At 61.0% G+C, this 24,239-nt stretch carries 14 protein-coding genes and 1 pseudogene; 7 read left to right on the top strand and 8 right to left on the bottom strand.

Features of this window, described 5'->3' with window-relative positions; all coding sequences use genetic code 11:
• Positions 1-41: 41 nt before the first annotated feature.
• Positions 42-404: pseudogene (locus FJ958_RS01445) on the top strand (SOS response-associated peptidase family protein); the annotation flags it as partial.
• Positions 405-757: 353 nt separating this feature from the next.
• Positions 758-1,885 carry an acyltransferase gene (locus tag FJ958_RS01440; RefSeq protein ID WP_140738452.1) on the top strand — a complete coding sequence of 376 codons (1,128 nt, stop codon included), beginning with the start codon at positions 758-760 and terminating at the stop codon, positions 1,883-1,885.
• 162 nt (positions 1,886-2,047) lie between these two features.
• On the opposite strand, the gene FJ958_RS31465 is transcribed toward FJ958_RS01440, so the two are convergent.
• On the bottom strand, positions 2,048-2,188 hold the full coding sequence (locus FJ958_RS31465) for a hypothetical protein (RefSeq protein WP_181176251.1): 141 nt from the start codon (positions 2,186-2,188) through the stop codon (positions 2,048-2,050).
• A 617-nt stretch (positions 2,189-2,805) separates the two neighbouring features.
• Here FJ958_RS31465 and FJ958_RS01435 point away from each other — a divergent pair.
• Complete coding sequence (locus tag FJ958_RS01435; protein WP_140738449.1) at positions 2,806-3,441, top strand: hypothetical protein; 636 nt, start codon at positions 2,806-2,808, stop codon at positions 3,439-3,441.
• A gap of 44 nt (positions 3,442-3,485) precedes the next feature.
• Positions 3,486-4,079: a hypothetical protein gene (locus FJ958_RS01430; protein WP_140738446.1), complete on the top strand. Its 594-nt coding sequence runs from the start codon at positions 3,486-3,488 to the stop codon at positions 4,077-4,079.
• A gap of 462 nt (positions 4,080-4,541) precedes the next feature.
• On the opposite strand, the gene FJ958_RS01420 is transcribed toward FJ958_RS01430, so the two are convergent.
• From FJ958_RS01420 to FJ958_RS31460, 3 genes are all read right to left on the bottom strand, one after another.
• Entirely contained in the window at positions 4,542-5,342 is an 801-nt protein-coding gene (locus FJ958_RS01420) for a DUF2182 domain-containing protein (RefSeq protein WP_140738440.1), read from the bottom strand.
• Positions 5,343-5,374: 32 nt separating this feature from the next.
• The gene (locus FJ958_RS01415; RefSeq protein ID WP_140739141.1) at positions 5,375-6,001 is read right to left on the bottom strand and encodes a DUF1326 domain-containing protein; all 627 of its coding nucleotides are present in this window, start codon (positions 5,999-6,001) and stop codon (positions 5,375-5,377) included.
• 436 nt (positions 6,002-6,437) lie between these two features.
• Positions 6,438-6,614 (bottom strand): hypothetical protein, encoded by a 177-nt coding sequence (locus tag FJ958_RS31460; RefSeq protein ID WP_181176250.1) that lies wholly within the window; start codon positions 6,612-6,614, stop codon positions 6,438-6,440.
• A 54-nt stretch (positions 6,615-6,668) separates the two neighbouring features.
• On the opposite strand from FJ958_RS31460, the gene FJ958_RS01410 reads away from it, so the two are divergent.
• Positions 6,669-8,201 (top strand): anti-phage dCTP deaminase, encoded by a 1,533-nt coding sequence (locus FJ958_RS01410; RefSeq protein WP_246679457.1) that lies wholly within the window; start codon positions 6,669-6,671, stop codon positions 8,199-8,201.
• 53 nt (positions 8,202-8,254) lie between these two features.
• Positions 8,255-9,940, top strand: coding sequence for a tetratricopeptide repeat protein (locus FJ958_RS01405; protein ID WP_140738437.1), 1,686 nt, complete (start codon positions 8,255-8,257; stop codon positions 9,938-9,940).
• A gap of 466 nt (positions 9,941-10,406) precedes the next feature.
• On the opposite strand, the gene FJ958_RS01395 is transcribed toward FJ958_RS01405, so the two are convergent.
• Positions 10,407-11,093 (bottom strand): D-lyxose/D-mannose family sugar isomerase, encoded by a 687-nt coding sequence (locus tag FJ958_RS01395; RefSeq protein WP_140609940.1) that lies wholly within the window; start codon positions 11,091-11,093, stop codon positions 10,407-10,409.
• 186 nt (positions 11,094-11,279) lie between these two features.
• Here FJ958_RS01395 and FJ958_RS01390 point away from each other — a divergent pair, with 186 nt between their 5' ends.
• Positions 11,280-12,338 (top strand): D-TA family PLP-dependent enzyme, encoded by a 1,059-nt coding sequence (locus FJ958_RS01390; protein WP_140738434.1) that lies wholly within the window; start codon positions 11,280-11,282, stop codon positions 12,336-12,338.
• Positions 12,339-12,406: 68 nt separating this feature from the next.
• On the opposite strand, the gene FJ958_RS01385 is transcribed toward FJ958_RS01390, so the two are convergent.
• From FJ958_RS01385 to FJ958_RS01375, 3 genes are all read right to left on the bottom strand, one after another.
• A complete protein-coding gene (locus FJ958_RS01385; RefSeq protein ID WP_140738431.1) occupies positions 12,407-13,159 on the bottom strand; it encodes a heme ABC transporter permease in 753 nt (250 codons plus the stop codon).
• Positions 13,160-13,299: 140 nt separating this feature from the next.
• Entirely contained in the window at positions 13,300-15,072 is a 1,773-nt protein-coding gene (locus FJ958_RS01380) for a glucan ABC transporter ATP-binding protein/ permease (RefSeq protein ID WP_140738428.1), read from the bottom strand.
• A gap of 373 nt (positions 15,073-15,445) precedes the next feature.
• On the bottom strand, positions 15,446-24,049 hold the full coding sequence (locus FJ958_RS01375; RefSeq protein WP_140738425.1) for a glucoamylase family protein: 8,604 nt from the start codon (positions 24,047-24,049) through the stop codon (positions 15,446-15,448).
• Positions 24,050-24,239 lie beyond the last annotated feature (190 nt).

The following is a 24,239-nucleotide window of genomic DNA, read 5'->3' as shown; positions in this document are numbered from 1 at the left end:
ACATGTTGCAGGTGCACGCCCTACTTCGTAGTCTCAAACGTATGTGCAACCTCTACAACATCACCACCAGCCAGGACGCCATTCGCGAGTGGACGCGTGCCTTGCGCGACGTCATGGGCAACCTAGAGCCTTCGCTTGATGCCTATCCGAACACCCCTGCCCCTGTGGTGCGCAACGCGCCGGATGGCCAGCGTGAACTTGCTAGGCTGTTGTGGGGCATGCCAACTCCGGCAGAGCGAGTGAAGGGCAAAGCCGACTACGGCACCACCAATATCCGTAACCCGCAATATGCCCACTGGCAGCACTATGTTGGCGTCGAGAAACGTTGCGTGGTGCCGGTGACAAGCTTTGCTGAACCGTCGCCGACGCCGGGCGACAAAGATGCCGAAACGGGCATTCAACGGACCGCCTGGCCGGCGTCACCCACTCAGGCAACGACGCCGGCCAACTTCCTCAATCCACCACAAACTTTCCAATCGCTTCCCACAGCGACCAGGCGCGTTTAAGCACCCGCTCGACGTCGGGGATTAGTCTCATCGGTTTTCCTTTTTAGGACCTAAGCGACCCGTCACTGCCTGAGTTTAATGGCGCAGTGGTTCGGCTCAACCCATTCCAGGCGCAGCCATGGGATAGCCCGCAGATTGCGGGCTACGGATTTTCCTTTAAGTCAAATGATTTCTATCGAGAAATCTGGCGCGATCCCAATTGAATAGCGGCCACTGTTAGTCTAGGAGGGATGTAGGACGGGGTTTGCAAATTGAACGCGCCAGCAAAACTTGTTTCGCCGAAGCAGGAGCAGATTGGTGGTCTCTATCTGGCGCCGCTGGATGGTTTAAGATTCCTAGCTTTCTTGCTTGTTTTCTTCCATCACATGCCGCAATTTATGCATTCGCAAGTTCTAACGACGGCCCATAATTACGGCTGGGTCGGTGTTGAACTGTTCTTCACGATCTCATCGTTCTTATTTTTCCACTTGCTGAACGCCGAGTTTCTGAAGACGGGCAGCATCAGTGTTAGCCGGTTCTTTGCGCGCCGCTTCCTGCGTATCTATCCTTTGATGATCCTGTTCGCGATCGCCATGCTGGTACTTTATGGAAGCCCTGACGGGAACGGCTACTTTCGCCTGCTCGGGATAGCCCTATTTCTCGACAACGCCGTCACATGGTTCAAAGGCTACAACGGCTCGATTCCAAACACCGCACACCTGTGGACATTGTCATTCGAGTTTCAGATCTATCTGCTGATCCCATTCGTCTTCCTGGCCTACCGTCGCTATGGACGGACCGCGTTCCTTGTCGGGATGGGTGCCGTGTTCGCCTATAGTTTCCTGGCACGAATGGTTTCCTTCGGCCTTGGCGCGCAACACCCGATTGTGTGGGTAACGCCGTTCCTGCGGCCAGAATCTGTGCTTGCTGGCTTGGCGCTGTACATCGTACGCCCTCAATGGCATTGGGGGCTTTCCTTGGGCGGCACACTGATCGCCGCGACGTTGTTCCTCAGCCTCACTCCGCCTTGGGCTTCGTCCATGGGATCGGCTTTCAGCTATCCCCTCGGAGCGCTGATGTTTGCCGGGCTGGTCGATACAGGTCTTCGGACCCCAGTCTTCACATCTGCCCTTTCAAGCGCGCCCATGTGCTATCTAGGCGGCATTTCTTACGGTCTTTACGTCTATCATTTCCTGCTCATCCCCTACGCGATCGGCAGGGTTGCGACGATGCAGGGCGGTGCGAATGATCCGTCGCACAGCCCCGGTGACTATTGGCTCTCGTGGGCAGTTGCGCTGACGCTGACAGTCGTAGCCGCGACGGTCAGCTACTACGCCTTCGAGAAGCGGATAGCTCAATACAAGCGCCGCTTCGAAGCTGTTGAGGGCCGATCACCCTGAGGTCTGCGCCGCCTGCGCCTGGGCAAGCCGCTCCGCCTCTATCTCCGCTCTGCGCGCCTGCACATCGGGATCAATGCGCTGAATCTGGCCCAAGTTCGCAATCAAGGTAGCAGGCGCCGGGGCATGTAATCAACTTCCGCGATAGCTAAGCCCGCCTCCTGATTACCGCATCATGCCAGGAGGCACCTCTAACTCAGCCTTCTTGGCCGGCGTGATGGCTTCGATCTTCTGGAATAGAACCTCGACCTTGGTCGACAGGCCGTTCACATGGTCGCTGATGCCGTCGATCTTCGTTCCGAGCACTGAAGGTATTGGTCGACGCGCTGGTTTGTCTGTAGGAGACCCTGCTCAACTACATTCACCGGGTAGGGCAGATTGGCGAGCGGCTGGAGCTGCAACTGGATCTGATCGAAGTTTTTGTCGGTCGCGGCCGATCGGCTGATACGGTTCTGCTCCGCCACCTCGATACGCTTTCCAGCGACGAAAGCTTTGTCCCGCCATACCACGCCAATGAGATGCCGACGCCGAGAATGGCCGCGATCTGGGGCATGTTGACCCTCAGTCAGTTGATACTCACCTCGCGGTTTTGTTGCATGTCGTCACCTTCAGCCATATCGCCCCAATGCCCTTTCAACGCGCTGCTACGGCTTCCAGTGTGGCACCGGTTTCGAGCGACTTGGCAAGTCGGCGTAATCGATTGCAGACATGGGGAAGATCCTTCCCTTGTGAAAGAGGCGGCGGATGAGTCACGGCATAGTCGGCATTGTGCGGCTCCTTCTGTTGTCGGAGTTGATGCCGATAGTGCCGGTGATTTGCTGGAGCGCCTTATCGGCCAGAAAGAGCCCAAGACACGCCTTTCTGAGCGACAGAATCTGTGTCAATGTTGAGAAACATAATTTCCGGGGTGGAGGGAATTTGCCATGCAAACTCAGCCCATCGGTGCTGATCCGACTTTGTGGTTTGACGCCCTCAAATATGGGCCACTTGGCCTAGCCGGCTTGATGCTTGTCTTGGTAGTCTTTGCGCTGTCGGTCAGCACGCTTGAACCCGCTCGTGAGAGAACCCTGCGGCTTTTCCTCTACATTGGCTCATTCTGCTTCGTAGTTGCGTGTATTTTTGCGGCGTTGCCGACCTACACTGGCGCGTCACATTTGGTGTATTTTCGTGTTGAGCCATTGGACATGGGAGCCAGGCGGGTTCTTCCTCCTCCTGTCATTACAGTAAATGGTGGCGTTCTGGCCTATCCCGCCAGCTATGCGGTGAAGGCAGACGTTACGGCGATTGTCGACGTCAATGACGCAGTCGGTGCGGCCGAAGAGCGAGCCGCAACTATTGCACGGCAGCAATCAGTTCTTACTACCGCCTCTGACAGCACTCAAACGGCTTTGACCGCGCTTATTCAGGCGAACAATTTTGCATCTGACAACCAAGGCTGCCCGGGCGGTGCCCACGGAATAGGAATCCCACACGGCCCGGACATTGTTAGGTTGAACAATACAGCTATTGCCGCGCTCTCTGGCGCTCAGGAATCAATGAAAGCGTACATACAGAAATAGACGGGGGTCGCCCAAAAAGGATTCTCGAAGAGGAAGGAGACTTTATGCTTACGTTTACCAGAAAGGATGGGAAAAAATTCGCGATCGACGGAAAATCCGTTCTTCGGGTTAGGGCGGCTGTGTATGCAGACGAGAACCCTGGCGACACAGGTCTACCTGGTAACACCCGTATAGATGTCGATCACGACTACTACGCTATGGAAGCACTTGCAGACGTTGTCGCCGCTGTAAAGACTGAACTCACCACTCTTTTTGAATTCCATTCGCAAAGTGGCGTCCCAATTTGGATAAACGCCAAGCAAGCGACAGGCCCCTTGCCGGTCAGCCAGTCGGAGATAAAGGCCGGAATACACTCGCGGCTAACCGTGGGCAATTTTTCCCTGTTGGTTGGCAACACACATCAAGAGGTGCATGACGCTATCAGCGCAGCTGGCGGCAATGTTCAGCCTATTCCGACCGACGGCGCCAACCTGAAGCTCGATACCGCTACTGTTGGCGACCTTAAGAGCCATATCGAGGCTCAATACAATCTGCCTCGCGGTATGGTCAGGATTGTAAACTCAGAAGGCAAAGACACCTACGATAAAGACGTCGTAGCTCAACTTCTCAAGGGCCATGGCAACAGAGAAAAACGGTGAGCAGGCCTCTTCGGGGTGTGGGGGCCTCAACAAAAACCCGCCTCGTTTGGGGCGGGTTCTTGGCGCAAATCAGCACCATAGGAATATATGTCGCATATTGGCCGTCAACCGTCAAGAATTCACGGCCGTTTTCCCTCTAGGCATCATTCCATAGTGAACAGCCAGGAGATCCAGACCGACCTTCAGAAGCGTGATGATAGATTCAGTCTTGATCACGACCGCTTGGCCCACTGCTTCGGCGGCCATGGTCTGCGTCGCATTGTTGAGCGTCGCGGCCAGCGCGGCAATAGCAGCCCACCTCAGAGGACGGCATGGCATCCTCCTGCAATGCCTTTATTAGCACATGCTTGAAAAACAGTCTCTACAGCAGGACATAAATCGATTTAAATTTAAGTAGAACATGCCTCTTTGGCTTAGGGATGCTCGAAGGCAAGCGGCGCGGTGGGGGCATCAAGCCGTTCGTCAATTCATTGACATGGCGTGCACTGCCGGAAACGTCGGCAACAGTTGTGGAAAGACCAACACCGCCGCGCCGTAAAGCAGCAAAGCGGTGCCCGATAGCTTTGCTATCCTCTCTCCTGCCGGGAAGGTCTTTTCCGCGAAGATCAGCAAGGTGAGCACAGCCATCGCGGCAATATTCATGATCCCGAGAGGAAAAAGGGCAAGAAACAAGAGCCAGCAGCAGCCCAGGCAAAAGAGCCCATGCTCCCAGCCCATGCGCACCGCGCCCCAACGTCCATTGCGCCACGAGGTGAGGATGAAACTCATTGGAGTACGGCATTTGGCCAGGCAGAGATCCTTCAGCGGCGAGAGTTGATAGGCGCCGGCAATGATCAGCAGCACGCCGCCGATGCGGGAGGCCATCGCCGCGGACATTCCTGTATGCGTGGCGATCTTCTCCGCGCCCGCCGCGCCGGCAAAGACAAGCACGCCCGCCGCGCCCCAGACAAACATGTAGCCCCCCACGAACAGCCAGGTTGAGACGAAGGTCTCACCGCGCCCCCGCCGACCGGCCTGGACCTGGTGAAACGTCAGGATCATGGGGGCCGCTGTCGGGAACATCATGGCGATCATCATGACGATCCAGACTGCAAGGAACAGCGGCGCATTCATGCCCATGGTGGGCGTGTTCATTTCCATTGGCATGTCCATGCCAGTCTGCTGCCAGATGAGCATGGCCCAAGCCGCGGCCGCGATAGTGATCAACAGCGCGACAATGATGTTTCGCTGCAGCGTCAGCGATGGAGTTCCCGCATTGGCCATGGGCAAGCCCCGTTCCGATATGCGAGCGCGGCCTATTGCTGGCCGGACCAGTTGATCGGAGCGTAATGCCCGTTTCGGCGGGAATTGTCCCAGCGCATGCCGTGGTCGCCGAACGTGCTGCCCTGCACGCCCATCGCCATACCGAGCCAGTCGGGGTTGACGGGATGGCCGGTCGCGGCCCACATCTCGCCGTCCTCGCGCATTGTCGGCAGTGGTTCGACCGCAATCTGCATGACACCCGGGATTTCCACCGACCGCTTCTTGCCGTCGATCTGATACCTGATCGGCACCTTCCTCACTCCCAGGTTCGTGCCGATCAGAGGCGCGAGCATAGCCAACGGGCCGCCGGCGGCCCCGGTGAAGATCGCGCCCAGCGCCTCCATCTGCCCTTCATCGGCCCGTTCGTCGATATAGGCGGCAGCCGTCCAATTGCCGTCCGCCATCGGACCCGGAGTGTGGGCAATCATCGCAACGTTGAGGCCATCCAATCGAGCCTCACCGTAGTTGCCCGTATCGATATGGAAGGCCATGGCGACGTCGCAAACGCCTCGCGTCGGCCTTGATGTCAGCTGCGCGTTGGGCGACATCAGGCAGGGACATACGACGTCGCAGCTACAATTCTCGAAATAATTTCCAGACAATTGCCAACCGGTTGCCATTGGCTCCTCCCCATCGTGAGGCGCGTCGGCGTATCGCCGCTTTCTTGGCAGGTGGCGCCGCTTCACCTCCATTGGCGAGCGGCAAACAGGCCAACACAGCGAACGAGCGGCGCGCTAGACCAGTCGATTCAGGCTACATCGTTGCCCGGAACTGTCAAGCTGCAACCGCCACCAGCCCCGAGCGCGTGCTTGATCAAGTTTGTCCCATCGCGTGTCCTGATGTCCCAATCTCGTTCAAAAGCACGCGCAATTCGAAGTGCCAGAAAGAAAGTTCGAAAAGCTTCCAAGAAGCCTGGCCATGCTTTCTTTTCGTGGCAGATTGCAATATCCAGCGTGCGGTATTCGTCGCCAGTGCGATAGCGTTCAGGGTTCGAGCGCGGTACACTGAACAAGGTGGTGCGCCTCGCACCCTGCCCTGTAAGGCAGCCGGCTGATTCTATTCGCGCGCCGGCGCTCTTACAAAACCATGATCGGTATTTTCTCTGTCCCGTTCGATTGAGTTCAAGCGATCTTCCCGCCATTTTTCCAATCGCTTATCGTTTTCCTGAAGCAATTTGCGATTGGCCTGTTCGATCGCATCCTGGGACTTCCTTTCAGGGTTCATTCCAGCCATTGTCGCCTCCTAGCTTCCGGCTAGAGGATAACACACATCTGGGGGGATGGTTCGGTGGGAGCGGCAATTAAGCAAATTAAATTCCCGGAAATTTTCATAGGGTTCGTTGCGCCGATGGGTGCAGAGATGACGCAATCGTTGATGGACTTTCGAAGTCACTTTGAACGTCGCGGTTATCATGTTGTCGAAGTCAAGGCGACCGATGTCTTTTCGGTTTTCCAGAAGTACGTAGAGCCCAACAAACCGCTTCGAAAGACGCCGCTTTATGACCGATACGAAACCCATATCTCATATGGAGACCAATTACGGGAACGCTTTTCGGATAATGCTTTTTTAGCATCGGCAACTGTCATGCGCGTGATCAAAAAGCGCCTTCGGCTTCCGCATCGAGAGGGCGTGGAGGAATTCAGCAAGGTTGCCTATCTGCTTCATCAGTTCAAACGAAAGGAAGAAATCGATCTGTTGCGGTCGGTCTATGGCGATCTTTTCTACCAGGTCTCCATCTACTCTCGTAGAGGCGCCCGCGTAGATTATCTGTCCAGGCGCTTCGCCAGCGACGATAATACGGCGGGCCCTCATCGGTTCCGAGATAAAGCGGAGGCGTTGACCCAAGCCGACGAACACGAGTTGGGGCATGCCCACGGCCAGCGAGTCTCCAAGATTTTCCACGATGCAGATTTCATAATCAATAATGACGCCGAGCAATCTGTTCAAAAGCAGATTGATCGATTTTGTGAACTGCTTTTTGGTTCGAATTCCATCTCACCCACGCGGATAGAATATGGAATGTTTTTGGCCAAGGCAGCCGCGCTCCGAACGCTTGACCTATCGCGCCAGGTTGGAGCAGCCGTCTTTTCGCCCACTGGCGAAATCCTTGCGTTAGGGTCCAACGAGGTTCCCAAGGCCACAGGCGGCACTTATTGGCACGATGAGGATCATGATGACCGCGAGTACGTGAGGGAACACGACTCGAATGATCAACGAAAGAAGGAGATTTTGTCAGAGCTGGTCAAAATCATTGATCCTGAGCGCAGCGTGAACGACGTGCTTGAAAACGCCAAGGTTCTTGATTCGCAATTTATGGATGCCTTGGAATACGGCCGCATCATTCATGCCGAGATGTCGGCCATCGCCGATGCTGCTCGGTTGGGTCATGCAGTAAGAGATGGAGTCTTATATTGTACAACTTTTCCGTGTCACATGTGCGCGAAACACATAGTAGCGGCTGGTATCAGCAAGGTGATCTTTCTGGAGCCATATCCGAAGAGCCTTGCCTCCGATCTTCACTCCGATTCATTACAAGTCGAAAGCAGTGACCGCGGACGATACCAGGGCTATCCGGCAGTGCAATTTCAACACTTTTATGGGGTATCTCCTCGGCGATATCGCGAGCTTTTCGAGCGCTCAAAGCGCAAAAGAAGGGACGGTAAATTCGAACCCTACAAAGACGGAGTTGCGGCGCCAGTCTGTGATGTAAAATTTCCATTTTACACTCAACTGGAGAATTTCGTCGTCGACGCTATGCTTCAAGCTTTCAAGTCGGTGACTGACAAGTCTGCCCTACTTGAAGAGGCGTCGAACACCTAATGCGGGTCGATACGATTGTGACCCAGCTGACTATTCTGATCGCCTGAGACCCCATGGACCGCTTCAACCTCGGCACCTACCGCCGCCGCATCTTCACCCGCTCCGCCGAAACCCAGCGCTGGTTCGATATCGGGCTGAACTGGTGCTACGGCTTCAATCATGAGGAAGGCATCAAGTGTTTCGAGAAGGGGCTGGAGACGGATCCGGACTGCGCTTTTGTTCATTGGGGCATCGCCTATGCCGCCGGGCCTTTCTATAATCTGACCTGGAAGGAGCATGGCGAGGCCGAGGCGAACATTGCGACGAAGCGTTGCTTCGAGCATGTCCAGTTGGCGCGCGCCAATGCGGCTGCCGCCAGCGAGGTCGAACGGCGGTTGATCGAGGCACTGGCCTGTCGCTTCCAGAAGCCGCAGCGGGTGAGCCCGCGGGAATTCGAACAGTGGGATGATGCCTATGCCGCCGCGATGCGGCGGGTCTACCGGGATTTTCCCGACGACCATGATGTGATGGCGCTGCTGGTCGAGGCGCTGATGATGCGCACCGTCCGGCGCCTGTGGAACCTCAAGACCGGCGCGCCGGCGCCGAATTCCGATGTCGTCGAGGCGCTGGAGGTCTGCGAGCGGTCAATCCGGCTCGCCGACGAAGCCGGGGCAACCCAGCATCCGGCGATCCTGCACCTGCACATCCATCTCCTGGAAATGTCCACCATGCCGGAACGCGGCATGCGCTCGGCCGCCCTGCTCGGCGAAATGTGCCCCGATGCGGGGCACATGAACCACATGCCGGGGCATATCTATGTGCTGTGCGGCGAATACGAAAAGGCGAAGTTCGCCAGCGAAAAAGCGGTCCGCGCCAACGATCTCTACCTCGCCTATGCCGATGAGCCGACCTACTACCTGCTCGGCTGCTGCCACGACCTCCATCTGATGATGTTCACCTGCATGTTCCTTGGCCAGTACAGGCCGGCGCTGTGGGCCGCCGACAAGGTGCGCAGCCTGGTAACGCGCGATGTGGTGAGCCTGCCGGAGCGGCCAAAGCTCACCCAGACGGTGGAAGGTTATCATGCGATGAAATCGCATGTGCAGGTGCGCTTCGGCCGCTGGCGGGAGATCGTCGACGAGCCGATGACCGCGGAGCCCGGCCTCTACGTGCTCACGGCGGCCATGCAGCATTATGCCAAGGGTGTCGCGCATGCGACGTTGAGGAACTTCGCTGAAGCTGAGCGTGAGCGCGACCGGTTCCGCCAGCATGTGGCGGGCATTCCAGCCGAGCGGCGTTTCCTCAGCAACCCGACCCGCGCTTCGCTCGCCGTGGGCGCTGCCTTGCTTGACGGCGAACTTTGCTATCACCAGGGCCGGCATGAGGAGGCTTATCGCCATTTGCGGCAAGCGGTCGAGCTCGACGACAATCTCTCCTACACCGAGCCATGGGCGTGGATGCACCCGCCGCGCCATGCGCTGGCGGCACTGCTTCTCGACCAGGGCCACGCCGAGGAGGCCGAACAGGTCTATCGCGACGATCTGGGCCTGAGCGGCAAGGTGCAGCGCTGCGCCCAGCACCCGGACAATGTCTGGGCGCTGCACGGTCTGGTGGAGTGCCAGAAACGGCGCGGCGAGAGCGACGAGCTGCCGGCACTGCAGGCAAAGCTCGCCACAGCGATGGCCAAGGCCGACTTGCCGATCAGTTCGTCATGCCTATGCCGGACGAGCGTGCAATCAGCGGCAAGCTGCTGTCATTGAGGCTACCGTGTGCGCCTCGCCGCGCAGTTGCTTCACCCTGCCGATCAGGCCAGGCTCACTGACCTGCTTTCCTCAATTAGCGCAGAGCAGTCTATCTCATCATGAAGTTGGGCGTGTGGATCAGGCGTGAGCCAGGAAGCGTATGACCGAAGCCGCTTGAGCCTGGCTGTTTTCTCGAGCCGCGCTTGGCGCTCATCGTCGGCTGGTTGGCTACAAGGCGGCCTTTTGTTCCTCTCGGCAGGATACAGCATTCTCGACTCTCCTCGGTCGGAGTCCATAAAGGGCCGCTCAATGAGGGTGTCGGCCCATTGGCGGAATAGGGCCACCTTTTTGCTCCGGGTCCCCGCTCCCCACCTGGGCTGGATACCACCACAGACGCGGACGAGAGTCGCCATCCGTTTTGATGAGGCTGCCGCAGGTTGCTGCCATTAAAGATGCCGGGAGGCGGCCGCCGCCGGCCTTGCCCTTATCTCAGCCACTTCTCATAGTCGGCCACCAGCAGATGCAGGGGGGCGACGTCCTCTTCGATGTTGGAGAAGCGGCCGATCGGCTCGCGGAAGACATTATCGGTGAGATCGTCGTTGACGGTGGAGACCTCGCCGATCAGCACGTCCTTGCCTTCGGCCCAGAAGGCGTGCCAGACGCCCGGCAGCAGCGTGACGCTCTGGCCCGGGTCGAGCTTCAGCAGTCCGCCCGCCGGAAGCCGGTGGATGGTTCCGTCGACGGGCACCGATACTTCGGCCTTGGGGTCGATGCCACCGTCACGATCGTGCATGAACAGTTCCAGCACCAGCTTGCCGCCGCCACGGTTGATGATGTCCTCGGCCTTGATGTTGTGACGGTGCATGGGAGACAGCTGGTCCTTGCGCGAGATCATGATCTTCTCGGCATAGAGCATGCCCATGCCCTTCTTCATGTCCTCGTAACGGCCGTTGCGCACTGTGAACAGGAACAGGCCGAGCTCCTTGAACTTCTCCTGGCCATAGTCGGTGATGTCCCAGCCCAGCCGCGAGGTGTGGATGGCGGAGGAATCTACTTGGCGCGCCTTCATTTCCTCCGGCGACCAGTAGGCGAAGGGCGGCATGATGTAGCCGAACGAGCGGATGAAAGCGTCGGCTTCGCGGATGATTTCGTTGATGGCGGAGCGTTTCATGATCGTGACCCTTTGGTGTCGACTTGTCTGGCATCGCATAGCCGAACGCGGGTTCGGTGTCGATCCACCCAGCCGCCTGCCCTGCCTTGCACCGTGAACGGATGGCCTATCGATCCGGCCGGCTGGCCGCGTGACATAGCGTGCTTTCAGGCTCATAACCCCTGTGAATTTTCATAGGGATAGCCGATGCCGACGATCCACGACCTCGATACGCCGTCGATCTTGGTCGACGCCGCACGCGCCGAAGCCAACATTGCCCGCGCGCAGGCCCACGCCGACAGGAACGGGCTGAAGCTCAGGCCGCACATCAAGACCCACAAGCTGCCCTATTGGGCAAAGAAGCAGGTGGCGGCGGGAGCCGTCGGCATCACCTGCCAGAAGATCGGCGAGGCCGAGGTGATGGCCGATGCCGGTCTCACCGACATTTTTCTCCCCTACAACATCCTCGGCCGCGCCAAGCTGGAACGGCTGAAGGCGCTGCACGGCCGCGTAACGCTATCGGTGACGGCGGACAGCACGGATACGTTGGGGGGGCTCGCGGCGACTTTCACCGATGCCGGCCACCCTCTGCCGGTTCTGGTCGAATGCGATACCGGCATGGGTCGCTGCGGCGTGCAGACGACCGATGAAGCGGTGGCACTTGCAAGGCTGATCGACAAGGCGAGCGGCCTCACCTTTGGCGGGTTGATGACCTATCCGGCCGCCGGCCGCGCGACGGAAGCCGAAGCCTGGCTTGCCGACGCCAAGCGGGCGCTGGCCGCTTCGGGTCTCGCCTGCGAGCGCGTCTCGAGCGGTGGCACGCCGGACATGTGGCGATCCGCCGACACATCCGTCGTCACCGAATACCGTCCTGGGACCTACATCTATCTCGACCGCTATCAGGTCGCCAAAGGCGTCGGCACCTTGGACGATTGCGCGCTCACGGTGCTGTCGACAGTGGTCAGCCACCCGACGCCAAGCCGCGCCATCCTCGATGCCGGCAGCAAGGCGCTGTCCAGCGACACGCTGGGTCTGCCTGACTTCGGCGAGTTGTTAAGCGTGCCGGGAGCGCGGGTGACGGGCCTCAGTGAGGAGCACGGCACCCTCACGTTGTCGGGTGAGGCCAAGCTCCGCATCGGCGAGCGCGTGCGGGTGGTGCCCGACCATTGCTGCGTCGTCACCAATCTTTTCAACGAGATCAACCTGATCGACGGCGAGAAGGTGCTCGACAGGCTGCCGGTGGCAGCACGCGGACTGATGGGATGAGGTGACGAGCGACCTGGCGGATCGCAAAATTCGTCATAACGCTGGCGCCGGGAGAGACTCGGCGTGCGTCAGTTGACCTGCCGCGCCGCCACTCGCCGCATGGCGATGATCCGGCGGCGGCGGATTTCGGTACGCATCGCCATCAGGTGCAGCGCGAAGAACAGCATGGTGAAGCCGAGTGCCATCGCCAGCAGCGGCCACAGCATCGAGGGATCGATGGTGGAACCGCCCATGCGGAACACCGAGGCCGGCTGGTGCAGCGTGTTCCACCAGTCGACCGAAAATTTGATGATCGGGATGTTGATGAAACCGACCAGCGTGATGATGGCGGCCGCCCAGGCGGCACGTCCGGCATCGTCGAGCGCACGCGTCAGCGCGATGATACCGAGATACATTAGGAACAGCACGAAGACCGACGTCAGGCGGGCGTCCCACACCCACCAGGTGCCCCACATCGGCTTGCCCCAGATCGAGCCGGTGATCAGCGCCAGCGCGGTGAAGACGGCGCCGATCGGTGCGGCCGATTTCAGCGCGACATCGGCCAGCGGATGGCGCCAGACCAGAGTGCCCAGCGCCGAAACCGCCATCAGCGTGTAGCACATCATGGCGAGCCAGGCGAAGGGCACATGGATGTACATGATGCGCACGGTGATGCCTTGCTGGAAATCTTCGGGCGCCGTGAAGCTCATATAGAGCCCGACGGCCAAGACAACTGCGGCGATCGCCGCCAGCCATGGCACAAGCCTATCTGCCAACGCGACGAACCGCGTCGGGTTGGCAAGATCGGTCCAGCCGCTCAGGCGTGAAGTGGTGTCACTCATGCCGCCTTACATAAACCGCCGCCGCGTTTGGGGCAATCGAGCGGCGGTGTCGCATATTGGCGCAAAGCGGCAGTTGGGGGCGGCGCTGCCCCACCCGGACCTTCGGTCCGACCTCCCCACAAGGGGGAGGTAAAAAGGGCTCAGGCGGCCTCGCCCTGCACGGAGCGGCTGAGGCGGCGGACTTCCTCATCGTTGAGCAGGCCGCCGGCGCGCAGCAGACTGGCGAAGCGGCCGTTGCGCAGCGACAGTTCGGCAAAGCCACCCATTTCAACCACCCTGCCCTTGTCCATGAACACGACCAGATCGGCGTCGCGAACGGTGGTCAGTCGATGGGCGATGATGAAGGTGGTGCGGTCGCGCCGCAACTCGTCGATAGCTTCCTTGACCCGGTCCTCGGTCTCGACGTCGAGCGCGCTGGTCGCCTCGTCGAGCACCAGGATCGGGGCATCCTTCAGCACGGCACGGGCAATGGCGATGCGCTGGCGCTCGCCACCCGAGAGCTGGCCGCCGCGCTCGCCGACCACCGTGTCATAGCCATTGCTCTTGGCCAGGATGAAGTCCTGGGCCGCGGCCGCGGCGGCGGCGGCGTGGATTTCGTCATTGGTGGCATCGGCGCGGCCGACGCGGATATTGTCCTCGATCGAGCGGTTGAGAAGCCCGGCATCCTGGAACACGGTGGCGATCGAATGGCGCAGCGACTTGCGGGTCACGGTGCGGGTATCGATGCCGTCGATCAGGATGCGGCCGCTGGATGGCGAGAAGACACGCTGCAAAAGGTTGATGAGCGTGGTCTTGCCCGCACCCGTCGGTCCGACGATGGCAACCGTCTGGCCAGCCTGAACCTCGAAGGACACATCACTGATGCCCTGCCCCGAATTGGCGAATTCAAAGCTCACATCCTCGAAACGGACATGGCCGGTGACGTTGGTGAGATCGCGCAGGCCATCCGGCTCGGCGGCATCGGCTGCCGAGTCCTCGAGCTTGTAGAAGTCCTCGAGTTTGGCGCGAGCCTCCGAGATCTGGTTGGCGAAAGCCGACATCTGGTCGAGCCGCGAGATCAGCAGCGTGGCGAAACCGGTAAAGGCGATGACATCGCCGACGCGCAGCTGGCCATGGGTGACCAGATAGGCGCCGATCAGAAGCACCACCATCATCGAGATTGTCGATGACAGTCGATTGAGCGCGTTCGCGATGGCCCACCAGTCGAGCACAGGGTTCTGCGCATCGAGCAGGTTCTTGACGTAACGGCGCAGCGTCTCGGCCTCTAGACCGAGACGGTTGTAGCTCTGGAGAACGGCGACGTTGCTCACGGAGTCCGTCACGTGAGCGAACACCTTGTGGTAGTGGCGCTCGACAGCGGCCTGACCCTCCTTGGTGCGCTTCATCACCAGGCGCCCTATGCCGACATAGAGCATGCCGAGCGCAAGCAGCACCCCCGACATGCGCACATCCATGCTGATGGCGGTCGGAACCAGCAGGACGAGGGCAACAGCCGTGGACAAATGCTGGCGCATGAATTCGAGCCAAAGGCTGAACAGCGTCTCGACGGCACGCAGCAGCGTGTGCAGGGCGTTCGAAGTGCCGCGCTGGTGATGCCAGGCGAGCGGCATGGTGATAACACGCTCGAACGACTCGCACAGAACCTGGCTGCGCCGGGCGTGGGCAAAGCGGTCCGCGCCGCGTGCCACCAGAACGAAGGCGATCACGTTGAAGGCGCCCAAGGCGGCCCACAGGGCAAGCGTGGAGAATACCGAGCCATGCGCGGAGATTGCGTCAATCACCCGGCCAAACAGGATTGGCTCGAGGATGGCGACAGCGGCAAGGGCCACGTTGGCCGAACAAATCAGCGCGACACGCTTCTTGTCGGCGGCCAGATACCCCAGCGCTCTCCAATAGATCTGCAGAAGTGACACTTCAGCTACTCCGCCAACTCTCTATTGTGCCCAATATCAATATTGTGCACTGCACCATTTCCTGACACGTAACGGTTGATGCGTCGCAAAACAATGCTCGTCTATCGCTTCCGTTCCCATATAGCGAACAAAAGATGACGACGGTACGAAATCTGACGTGATCACCTAACGGTTTGAGATAAAAGGTGAAATGTCAGCCTTGCGGCAAAATCATGGCAGTATCCGAGCACTGCCACATTTTTAAGCACCACAGGCCTGCGCAGTCGGATCCGGGCGTGTTTGACGGACACCGTCACAGATCGGGCGCAAGTAAACAGGAGTCGGTTTCGCGCGCCCAGGAGGACGCGCGATCTTTTGATCCAAACTGTTGATATTATGCCGGTATCTTGACGATGACGTCGATTTTACCACCAGCTTTGGGCTCGAAGGACGCCGACTTTGTTTTTGAACCATCGACTTCAAGCGAGATCGTCTTGGTCTTTTTGTCGCGAACGACATGAACCTTGATCTCGGCGCCCAGCATGTTGAGCGAGGCTTCATAGCCATCCCAATGGCTGGGCAGTTTGGGCCGGAACGTGATCTGCTTTCCGCGCCGCTCGATGCCGAGGATGCCTTCGACCGCGGCGCGGTATAGCCAGCCCGCCGAGCCTGTGTACCACGTCCAGCCGCCACGCCCGCCCTTGTTACCGACTGCACTGCCGTCTCCGGCATAGATATCGGCCGCGACCACATAAGGTTCCACGCGGTAGTGCTCGGCCGAAGCCTCGTCGAACGCATGGTTGACCGGGTTCAGCATCGAGAAACAGCGATAGGCTTCGTCGGTCAGCCCCATCTCCGCGAGTGCGATGACGAACCAGGTGGCGGCGTGAGTGTACTGGCCGCCATTCTCACGCACGCCGGGCGGATAGCTCTTGATGTAGCCGGGATCCTTGTCCGTCTTCGAAAAAGGCGGCGTGAACAGTTTGACGATCTTGAGCTGGTCGTCGACGAGCAGGTTTGTCGCCTGCTGCATCGCCGTTGTCGATCGCGCCGGGTCGCCCTCGCCCGAAAGCACGCTCCAGGACTGGGCGATGGAGTCGATCTTGCACTCCTGCGACGTGCGGGAACCCAGCGGCGTGCCGTCATCGAAACTGCCGCGCCGGTACCATTCGCCGTCCCACGCCGTGCTTTCAAGAGCCCGCTTCAGGGCCTCGGCATGCTTGACCCAGGCCTGGGCGCGCTTGTTGTCGCCTTCGCTCTTGGCGACGGCGGCGAAGTCACCCAGCGTCTTCAGCAGGAACCAGCCGAGCCACACGCTCTCGCCCTTGCCGTGCTCGCCGACACGGTTCATGCCGTCGTTCCAGTCGCCGCCAAGGATCAGCGGCAGACCGGCGGGACTGCTGCGCTTGATGGCCAAGTCGAGCGCACGCGCGCAATGGTCGTAAAGCGACACCGTCCTCTTCGATATTTCCGGGGTGAAGAACGCGTCGTGCTCCCCCTCGCCCAGCGCCTGCCCGTCGATGAAAGGCAATTGCTCCTTCAGGATGCCGGCGTCGCCGGTCACCGAGAGATAGCGCGCCGTGGCGTGGGCCAGCCAGACCACGTCGTCGGAGATCATGGTGCGCACGCCGGCTCCGGTGCGCGGCAGCCACCAATGCTGCACGTCGCCTTCCGGGAACTGCCGCCGTGCGGCGTTGAGTATCTGGTCGCGTGCCAGCGTCGGATCATGCGCCAGCAGCGCCAGCGTGTCCTGCAACTGATCGCGGAAGCCAAAGGCGCCGCTTGCCTGATAAAAGGCCGAGCGGGCCCGGACGCGGCAGGCAAGGCTTTGATAGGGCAGCCAGTGATTGACCATGGCATCGAGCGCCTTATCCGGCGTCTCGACCTGGATGGTGTCGAGGAAGCCGCGCCACTCGCGCTCATTGTCGGCTAGGCGCTGATCGAAATCCTTGCCCCGGTGCTTCTGCACCAAGGCGCTCGCATGAGCCGAGGACTCGGCATCGCCGAGCAGCCAGAGCAGCGTGACGTCGCCGCCGGCCGGGATTTCGATGTCGCGGGCAATCGCCGCGCAAGGATCGTCTCCGGCTTCGACGCGGCCCGAGAGCGCCGCACCGCTCAGCACCGCCTGCGGCAGCTCGCTGGAACCATGCCGGCCGAGGAACTCCGAGCGGTCGGCCGTCACCGAGTGGACGCCGGCATCGGCGGCAAGGAAAGCCACCCGCTCGCTGAAATCGAGCCCGTAGGGATTTTGCGCCAGCAACGCGCCGGTCGCCCCGTCGCGGGACGGGACGATGGTTGCCGCGGTGCGGGACCGATGCCCGCCAAGCACCCATTCGGCATAGGCATAGACGCGCAGCCGCGCCGGCACCGAGCCGGAATTCTGGATGCGCAGCCGTGTGATCTTCACCGGATCGACCGGATCGACGACATGAGTCAGGTCCATCGACAAGGCCCCACGCTTGGCGCGGAAGGTCGAGAAACCCTGGCCGTGCCAGGCTTCGTAGGTCACCGAGGGATCGCGCACCACCGCGGCGAGTGGCGAGAACGCCCGGCCGCTGGCCTGATCATAGATGTAGATGCCCTCGCCCGGCCTGTTGGAAACCGGATCATTCGACCACGGCGTCAACTGGTAGTCGCGGCTGTTGCGGCTCCAGGTGAAGGCAGCCCCCTCGGCCGAAGTGTGGAAGCCGAAAGAAGCGTTGGAGACGACATTGATCCAGGGCTGCGGTGTGGTGCGCCGGCCAGGCAGCCGCACCACATAGTGCCGTCCGTCGCCGTCGAAACCGCCGAAACCATTCCACTGGCTGAGGCCGGAGCCATCGGCGCTGGCAACCGCCACGGCTTGCGAGGCATGTGCATGCGCGATCGGAGCCGTCGCTTGAATTTCGCGCGGAGCCAGCAATCCGGCGGGCACCAGTCCGTCGCGCGCCTGCAGGGCAGCCGCCTCGGCCCGCTCGATCTGATCGAAGATGGTGCCGTTGCGCGTATGCAGCACCACCCGGGCAACGGCGAGCAGCGTCTTGTAGGTGGTTTCTTCCATCAGATCCCGGCGCACCGCGAAAATGTGCTGTCTCGGCCCAAGCTCCTTGCCGCGCAAACGGCTGTTTTCGCACAGCGTCTCGACCGCACGCTGCAGATCCTGGACGTAAGACGAGGCCTGCTCGTTGACGACGACGAAGTCGATCATCATACCACGGGTGCGCATATATTCCTGGAAGCGCAGCGCCTGGGCAACGATCTCCAGGTCGGCCACGTCGCCGATCCTGACCAGGAAGATCGGGAAATCGCCCGAAATGCTGGTCGGCCACAGGCTTGACTGCTTGCCGAGGCCGGAGGCGATGGATTCAGCGGGCAGGCGCAGGAATGAATCCGGATAGATCAGATAACGCGCCAGTTTCTGCACGTTGGCGGCGTCGGTCAGGCTGAGGCCCATATGGCGGGTCTGTACCTGGCTGCGCGTCCAGGCGAGCATGGCCTGGCGTGCAAAGCTCTCCTGATGGTCGAGCCGGTTGATGGCCTCCACCAGTTCGGCGCGGTTGGCTCCGACCACGGTCCAGAAGGTCAGCGAGATCTTCTTGTTGGCGGGCACGCGCACCTGGCGGCGCAGCGAAGCGATGGGATCGAGCGTGAAGCCGGAATGGCCGCCGAGCCTGGCGCCTGGATCGAAGGCGGCTGCATCGACGATGGTGCGGCCTCGGCCGATGAAGGCGCGCCTGTCGGTCTCGGCCTCGGCATCGCGCGCCGGCCCGGACGGATCGGTGACGAAATGCACCAGGATGACATCGGGCTCACTGGTTTCACGCTTGCGGCGCGTGGCGAAGATCGCGCCATTGTTGGCGGCGATTTCCGTCTCCACGAACATCTTCGAGAAGGCCGGATGTGCGTTGTCGGAGGCCTCCGAACCCAGCACCAGCTCGGCAAAGGAGGTCACCTCGATATGACGGTCTGCGGGGCCCTCGTTGAAAAGTGTGACGCGCCGGCCTTCGCCATTGCCTTCGGAGATGACGATGCATTCAACCTCGGAGCGCAGCGTGCCGACCGTTTTGACGAAGCTCGCCTTGTCGTCGGAAAACAGGGTCTGCGTCCTTTCCTCGGTCGCACGCTTGGGCTCTGACGTCGCCGACCACCAATCGCCAGTGGCTGCATCACGCAAGAAGGTGTAGGAGCCAAGCCGATCCTCGACAGGGTCGGGTTGCCAGCGGGTGACGGAAAGATCGCCCCAGTGGCTGTAGCCGGAGCCGGTCGCGGTGACCATCACCGAATAGCGGCCGTTCGACATCACATTGGTGGAACGCAATGCCCGCAAGGGATCGAGCACGATGCGGGTGTCGGGGCTCTCGGTTTCGGTCTCGTCCTTGGCGCGCTCGTCCGCCTCGGTGCGCACGGTCGCCGTCGGGATATCGCGCGGCGCCCTCTCCTGCAGCAGCAGTTCAGCCGATTCGATCACCGGATCGCTGTGGAAGCGATCGCGCAGGCGACCTTCGAAGATGGCGTCGGCGACGGCGGCGATCGACATGCCGGAATGGTGGGCCATGTAATTCTGCACCACGGCATGGTTGGTGCCTTCCGGCACGCGCTGCGGCGTGAAGTCGACGGCATCATAGTAGCCATGGCGGCCAAGCGCCCCGATCTCGCGCAGACGCGCGAGATTCTGCACGGCTTCACGCGGGTTAAACTGCGCCGCCAGGATGGTGGCGTAAGGCGCGATCACCGTATTCTGCCCAAGACCGCGCTTCAGGCCAAGGCCGGGCACGCCGAAATTGGTGTACTGGTAGGTCAGTTCCCGGTCGCGGGCGTTGTAAGCCGCCTCCGAAATGCCCCACGGCACGTTCTTCTGACGGCCATACTGGATCTGGCGCTTGATGATCAGCTTGCTGGTCTGGTTCAGGATACTGCCTTGCGGCTCCTTCATCACCAGCGGCGGCATCAGATACTCGAACATCGAGCCCGACCAGGACATCAAAGCGCCCTGGAAGCCGATCTCGACGATCGGGCGGCCGAGCCGGAACCAGTGCTCGGTCGGCAGGTCGCCCTTGGCGATGGCGAACAGGCTGGTCAGCCGCGCCTCGGAGGCGAGAAGGTCGTAGCAGCTTTCGTCGAGCTGGTGTTCCTCGACCCGGTAACCGATCGACAGCAGCTTGCGCTCCGGCCGCATCAGGAAGGCGAACTCCATCTCGAAGGCGAAGCGGCGCGTGCGCTCGCGCAGGGTCAAGAGCTTGGCGCGCAGCGCTTCGACGGCGTTGTCGTCGCTGTGGGCGTCGTGGACATGCGCCTCGCACGTGGCTTCCAGCCTCGCCGCCCAATCGACGATGACGTCGCTCTGGGCCGATGCCGCCTCGGTGTGGATGGCGGTGGCCAGCTTGCGGATCTCGCCCGCCAGAACCGCCAGGTTGATGGTACGGATCGAGGCCATTTCCGGTTGCGCCTTGATCGTGTCGACGGCGCGCCGCATGCCATCCAGACGGTCAACGAGACGCTGGCGCAGAGGCCGCAGCTGGCGGCGATCGTCGGGCAACTCGTCCAGGCTTTCGCTGAGAATGGTCACCGTGTCGAGAATGCCTTCGAAATCGCCCTGGAGATGGACGGAAGGCGCTTCCGCCCACTCGGCACAGGCAGCCGCCACCGCCACGAGATGGCCGGCGAGATTGCCGCTGTCGACGGCCGAAATATAGAGCGGGTAGAGCGGCTTCAGCGTCGTGGTGTCGTACCAGTTGAAGAGATGGCCGCGGTTGCGCGGCATGCTCTCTATGGTCGTCATCGTCGCATCGATGCGGGTGATGGCATCGGACAGGCTGATCCAGCCGAAATCGCGCGCCGAGACGATCGATAGAAGATAGACGCCGATATTGGTCGGCGAGGTGCGCGGCGCCACGACCGGTGCCGGGCTTTCCTGGAAATTGTCCGGCGGCAGATTGTGATGCTCTGCCGTGACGAAGGTCTCGAAATAGTGCCAGGTGCGCCGCGCCACCGTGCGTAGCGCATGGATATCGGCCTGCGATATGCGCAGGCGATCCTCGGTTTCGGCCGAGCGGCTGATCCAGCTGGCGATCGCCGGCGAGCCGATCCAGAACAGGGCGAAGAAGAAGGCGACGAAGGCACCGGTGGAATCGGCCAGCACCGGAATGGCGAGACCGACGAAGCCGACGATCACGGCGCCATACATCATGCCATAGTAAGAGCCGACGTCGTTATCGCCGGCCTTGTGTGCCTGCGAGGCGGTGCGCCATTCTAGGAGGTTCTGGCGGCTGACGAACAGCCGGTAAAGCGTGCGCACGATGGCGTCGCCCATCATCCAGGCATTGTGCGCCATCAGCACGATTTTCAACGCCACCATGGCGGTGCCGAAGGCGACGTCGCGCGCGAGCGCGGAGAAATGGCCGCGCGGCGTCTGGTCGCCGCTCTTGGGCAGGATGGCGTTGACCACGTCGAAGGTCGGCGCCATGAACAGGCTGAGGATCAGCAAAGCCTGCCATTGCGCGGCCTGTGTGAAAGGCAGCAGCGTCCAGCCGGCGATCGCCGCCATCACCCAGAAGATCGGTGTCAGCGAACGGCGCAGATTGTCGACCATCTTCCAGCGCGACAGGGCCGGAACGCCCGAACGCGGATCGAGGATGAAGCCCAGCAGCTGCCAGTCGCCGCGTGCCCAGCGATGGTGGCGAGAGGCGTCGACCGAGTAGCGGGTCGGGTAGTCCTCGACCAGTTCGACGTCGGTGACCAGCGCGGCACGCGCCAGCGCGCCTTCGAGCAGATCATGGCTGAGGATGGTGTTTTCCTCGATGCGGCCCTGCAGGGCCGCCTCGAAGGCATCGACATGGTAGAGGCCCTTGCCGGTGAAGGACCCGTCGCCGAACACATCCTGATAGAGGTCCGAGACGGCGAAGACATACGGGTCGAGGCCGCGATTGGCCGAGAAGACGCGCTGGAAGAACGAAGCCTCGTCGCCACTGGTGAGCGAGGCCGTGATGCGTGGCTGCAGGATCGTATAGCCAGCGGTGACGACGCGCTTGGTCGCGTCGAAATGCGGGCGGTTGAGCGGATGGCAAAGCTTGCCGACAAGGCTCGATACGGCATCACGGGTGGTGCGCGTATCGGCATCCAGCGTCATCACATGGACGACTTTTTCCGGCAGCGGCACATCGAGCGGCAGGAATGTGGTGTCACTGTCGCCGCGCAGCAGCAGGTCGAGCTCGTGCAGCTTGCCACGCTTGCGCTCCCAGCCCATCCAGGACCCTTGAGCCGCATTGAAGAGCCGACGGCGATGCAGGATGTAGAAGCGCGGCGCGCCTTCCGAGGGATAGCGGGCGTTGAGACGGGCGATCTCGGCGCGGGCATATTCGAGGATTTCGGTGTCCGCCGCATCGATCTCGATCTTGCTGTCGGGCCAGTCCGACAGAAGCGCGAAATGGATCTCGTCCGCCAGATTGGCAAGGTAATGCACTTCGATGTTGCGGATGTTTTCCTCGACATCGTCGCGCGAGCCGATCAGCGACGGCACAACCACCAGCGTGCGCGCTTCTGGCGGCACGCCGTGCCTGTAGTCATAGCCGATCAGGCGTGTCGGCTTGAGGAACAATGAGACCACGGTGTTGAAGAAGGCGAGTGCGCCCTCGCTCGCCGGCACGGCGAATAGCGCCAGCATCAGCACGATCGACGGCACCGACAGGCCGAGATTGGCCAGCGCATTGCCCGAAAGCACGAGCAGCAGCACGGTCAGCGCGAAGACCGGCAGGACGATGCCAAGCCATCCGGTCTTGGCGAAGGTCCGCTTGACCGTCTGGCTGACGGTCGGCCGATAGCCGATCGCCCTTTCCAGCTCCAGCCGGCGCGGGCCAACGAGATAAAACCCGACATCGGTATGGGCGGATGCGACAGGGGCATCACTGCCTTCGCTACCGACCAACGTGGTCTCACCGACGGCATGACCGGCCAATTCTATCGCCTTTTCGGCGACGCGGTATTCCGACAGGCTCGAGCGGCGCGCCAATTCCTCGATCGCGGTCCGGTATTGGTCGCGCGAGAAGAAGTCGAGCGCGGCGAAATCGGTGCGCTCGCGCAGCACGGTATCGATGCGGCTGACGCCTTCGAACCACACCGTCCAGTCGACGTCGTTGATGAGGCGCAGGCCGCGGATGATGTTGCCGGTCGTCACATTGCCGCTGGACAGCGTGTGATGCTCGGAGATGATGATCTCCTCGGCATCGGAGCCGGTCTTCTCAAGCTCGCCTTCCAGCCATTCCAGGGCCTTGCCGGCGTTCTGCGATCCATCGCGCAAGCGGTAGAGAAGCTGGGTGGCAAAGGTGGTGTCCTGGGCGTGCATGCTGAAATTGGCCAGGATCGCCTGCCGGTCAGCGCTGTCGTCGGTCGCCAGCACCTTGTCGGCCACCTCGTTGGCGATCTGGCGCATCTGGCGGGTGCGATTGACCCTGACGGCCAGCCGGCGGAGATTTTCTATCAGCACGAAGCGCAGGAGCGACGGCAGCGCCCAGAGTTCACCGATCTTCAGCGGCTCGACCGACTGAAAACCCTGGACGATCGCCTTGAACATCGTCGCCGAGACGGAACTGTCCGAATGCGCCACATAGGTCCAGGCCAGCGCCAACGCGCGCGGCACGGTGCCGCCATCGGGCAGCTTCAGCGTCGGCAGCTGACGATAGAAGCGGCGCGGCAGGTCGCGCTTGACCTGGAAAATGGTCTCCTCGACCAGATAGTTGTTGTCGAGCAGCCATTGGGCGGCCGGAGTGATCGTCTCGCCCTTGGCCTGCGCCGCATTGGTCGAGCGATAGACTTCGAGGATCTTCTTGGCGCTGTCGCGGATGCGGGCCTGGAAATCGAATGGCATGAGGCCGAACAGGTCGGCGAGGTCCCCCTTTGCCAGGCTTTCGCCAAGCAGCCGGAGGCGTTCCTCCGGCAGGAATGTCGATCTTATCGGCTCTTCCGTAATGGCCGGGAAGCTCGCGCTTGTCTTCTCGATCTGGGCTGGGTTCGTCTGAATATTCATTGAAAATCCGTAAGCGGAGCACTCAGCGGCGTCACCGCCACGGCAATGGCCCTAAAACCGATTCAAATGCAATTGGTTGCATAATCCCACTTGCCGAAAGTTTGTTTCCGCACCACGACAGAGCGTCATCTCTCGACAAGATTCAAAGACGAGCGCCCCTCGCTCCCGTCGGCACTGATCGGCGGCGAGG

The sequence above is a fragment of the Mesorhizobium sp. B2-3-5 genome (assembly GCF_006442395.1).
GTDB lineage: Bacteria > Pseudomonadota > Alphaproteobacteria > Rhizobiales > Rhizobiaceae > Mesorhizobium.
The sequence above is the reverse complement of the archived record's forward strand: the minus strand, read 5'-3'. Positions and strand labels throughout refer to the sequence as shown.

Bases quoted from the DNA above. Each gene is read 5' to 3' on its own strand.
- FJ958_RS01435 (WP_140738449.1), top strand. From the start codon at position 2,806: ATGCAAACTCAGCCCATCGGTGCTGATCCGACTTTGTGGTTTGACGCC.
- FJ958_RS01430 (WP_140738446.1), top strand. From the start codon at position 3,486: ATGCTTACGTTTACCAGAAAGGATGGGAAAAAATTCGCGATCGACGGA.
- FJ958_RS01420 (WP_140738440.1), bottom strand. From the start codon at position 5,342: ATGGCCAATGCGGGAACTCCATCGCTGACGCTGCAGCGAAACATCATT.
- FJ958_RS01415 (WP_140739141.1), bottom strand. From the start codon at position 6,001: ATGGCAACCGGTTGGCAATTGTCTGGAAATTATTTCGAGAATTGTAGC.
- FJ958_RS31460 (WP_181176250.1), bottom strand. From the start codon at position 6,614: ATGGCTGGAATGAACCCTGAAAGGAAGTCCCAGGATGCGATCGAACAG.
- FJ958_RS01405 (WP_140738437.1), top strand. From the start codon at position 8,255: ATGGACCGCTTCAACCTCGGCACCTACCGCCGCCGCATCTTCACCCGC.
- FJ958_RS01395 (WP_140609940.1), bottom strand. From the start codon at position 11,093: ATGAAACGCTCCGCCATCAACGAAATCATCCGCGAAGCCGACGCTTTC.
- FJ958_RS01390 (WP_140738434.1), top strand. From the start codon at position 11,280: ATGCCGACGATCCACGACCTCGATACGCCGTCGATCTTGGTCGACGCC.
- FJ958_RS01385 (WP_140738431.1), bottom strand. From the start codon at position 13,159: ATGAGTGACACCACTTCACGCCTGAGCGGCTGGACCGATCTTGCCAAC.
- FJ958_RS01375 (WP_140738425.1), bottom strand. From the start codon at position 24,049: ATGAATATTCAGACGAACCCAGCCCAGATCGAGAAGACAAGCGCGAGC.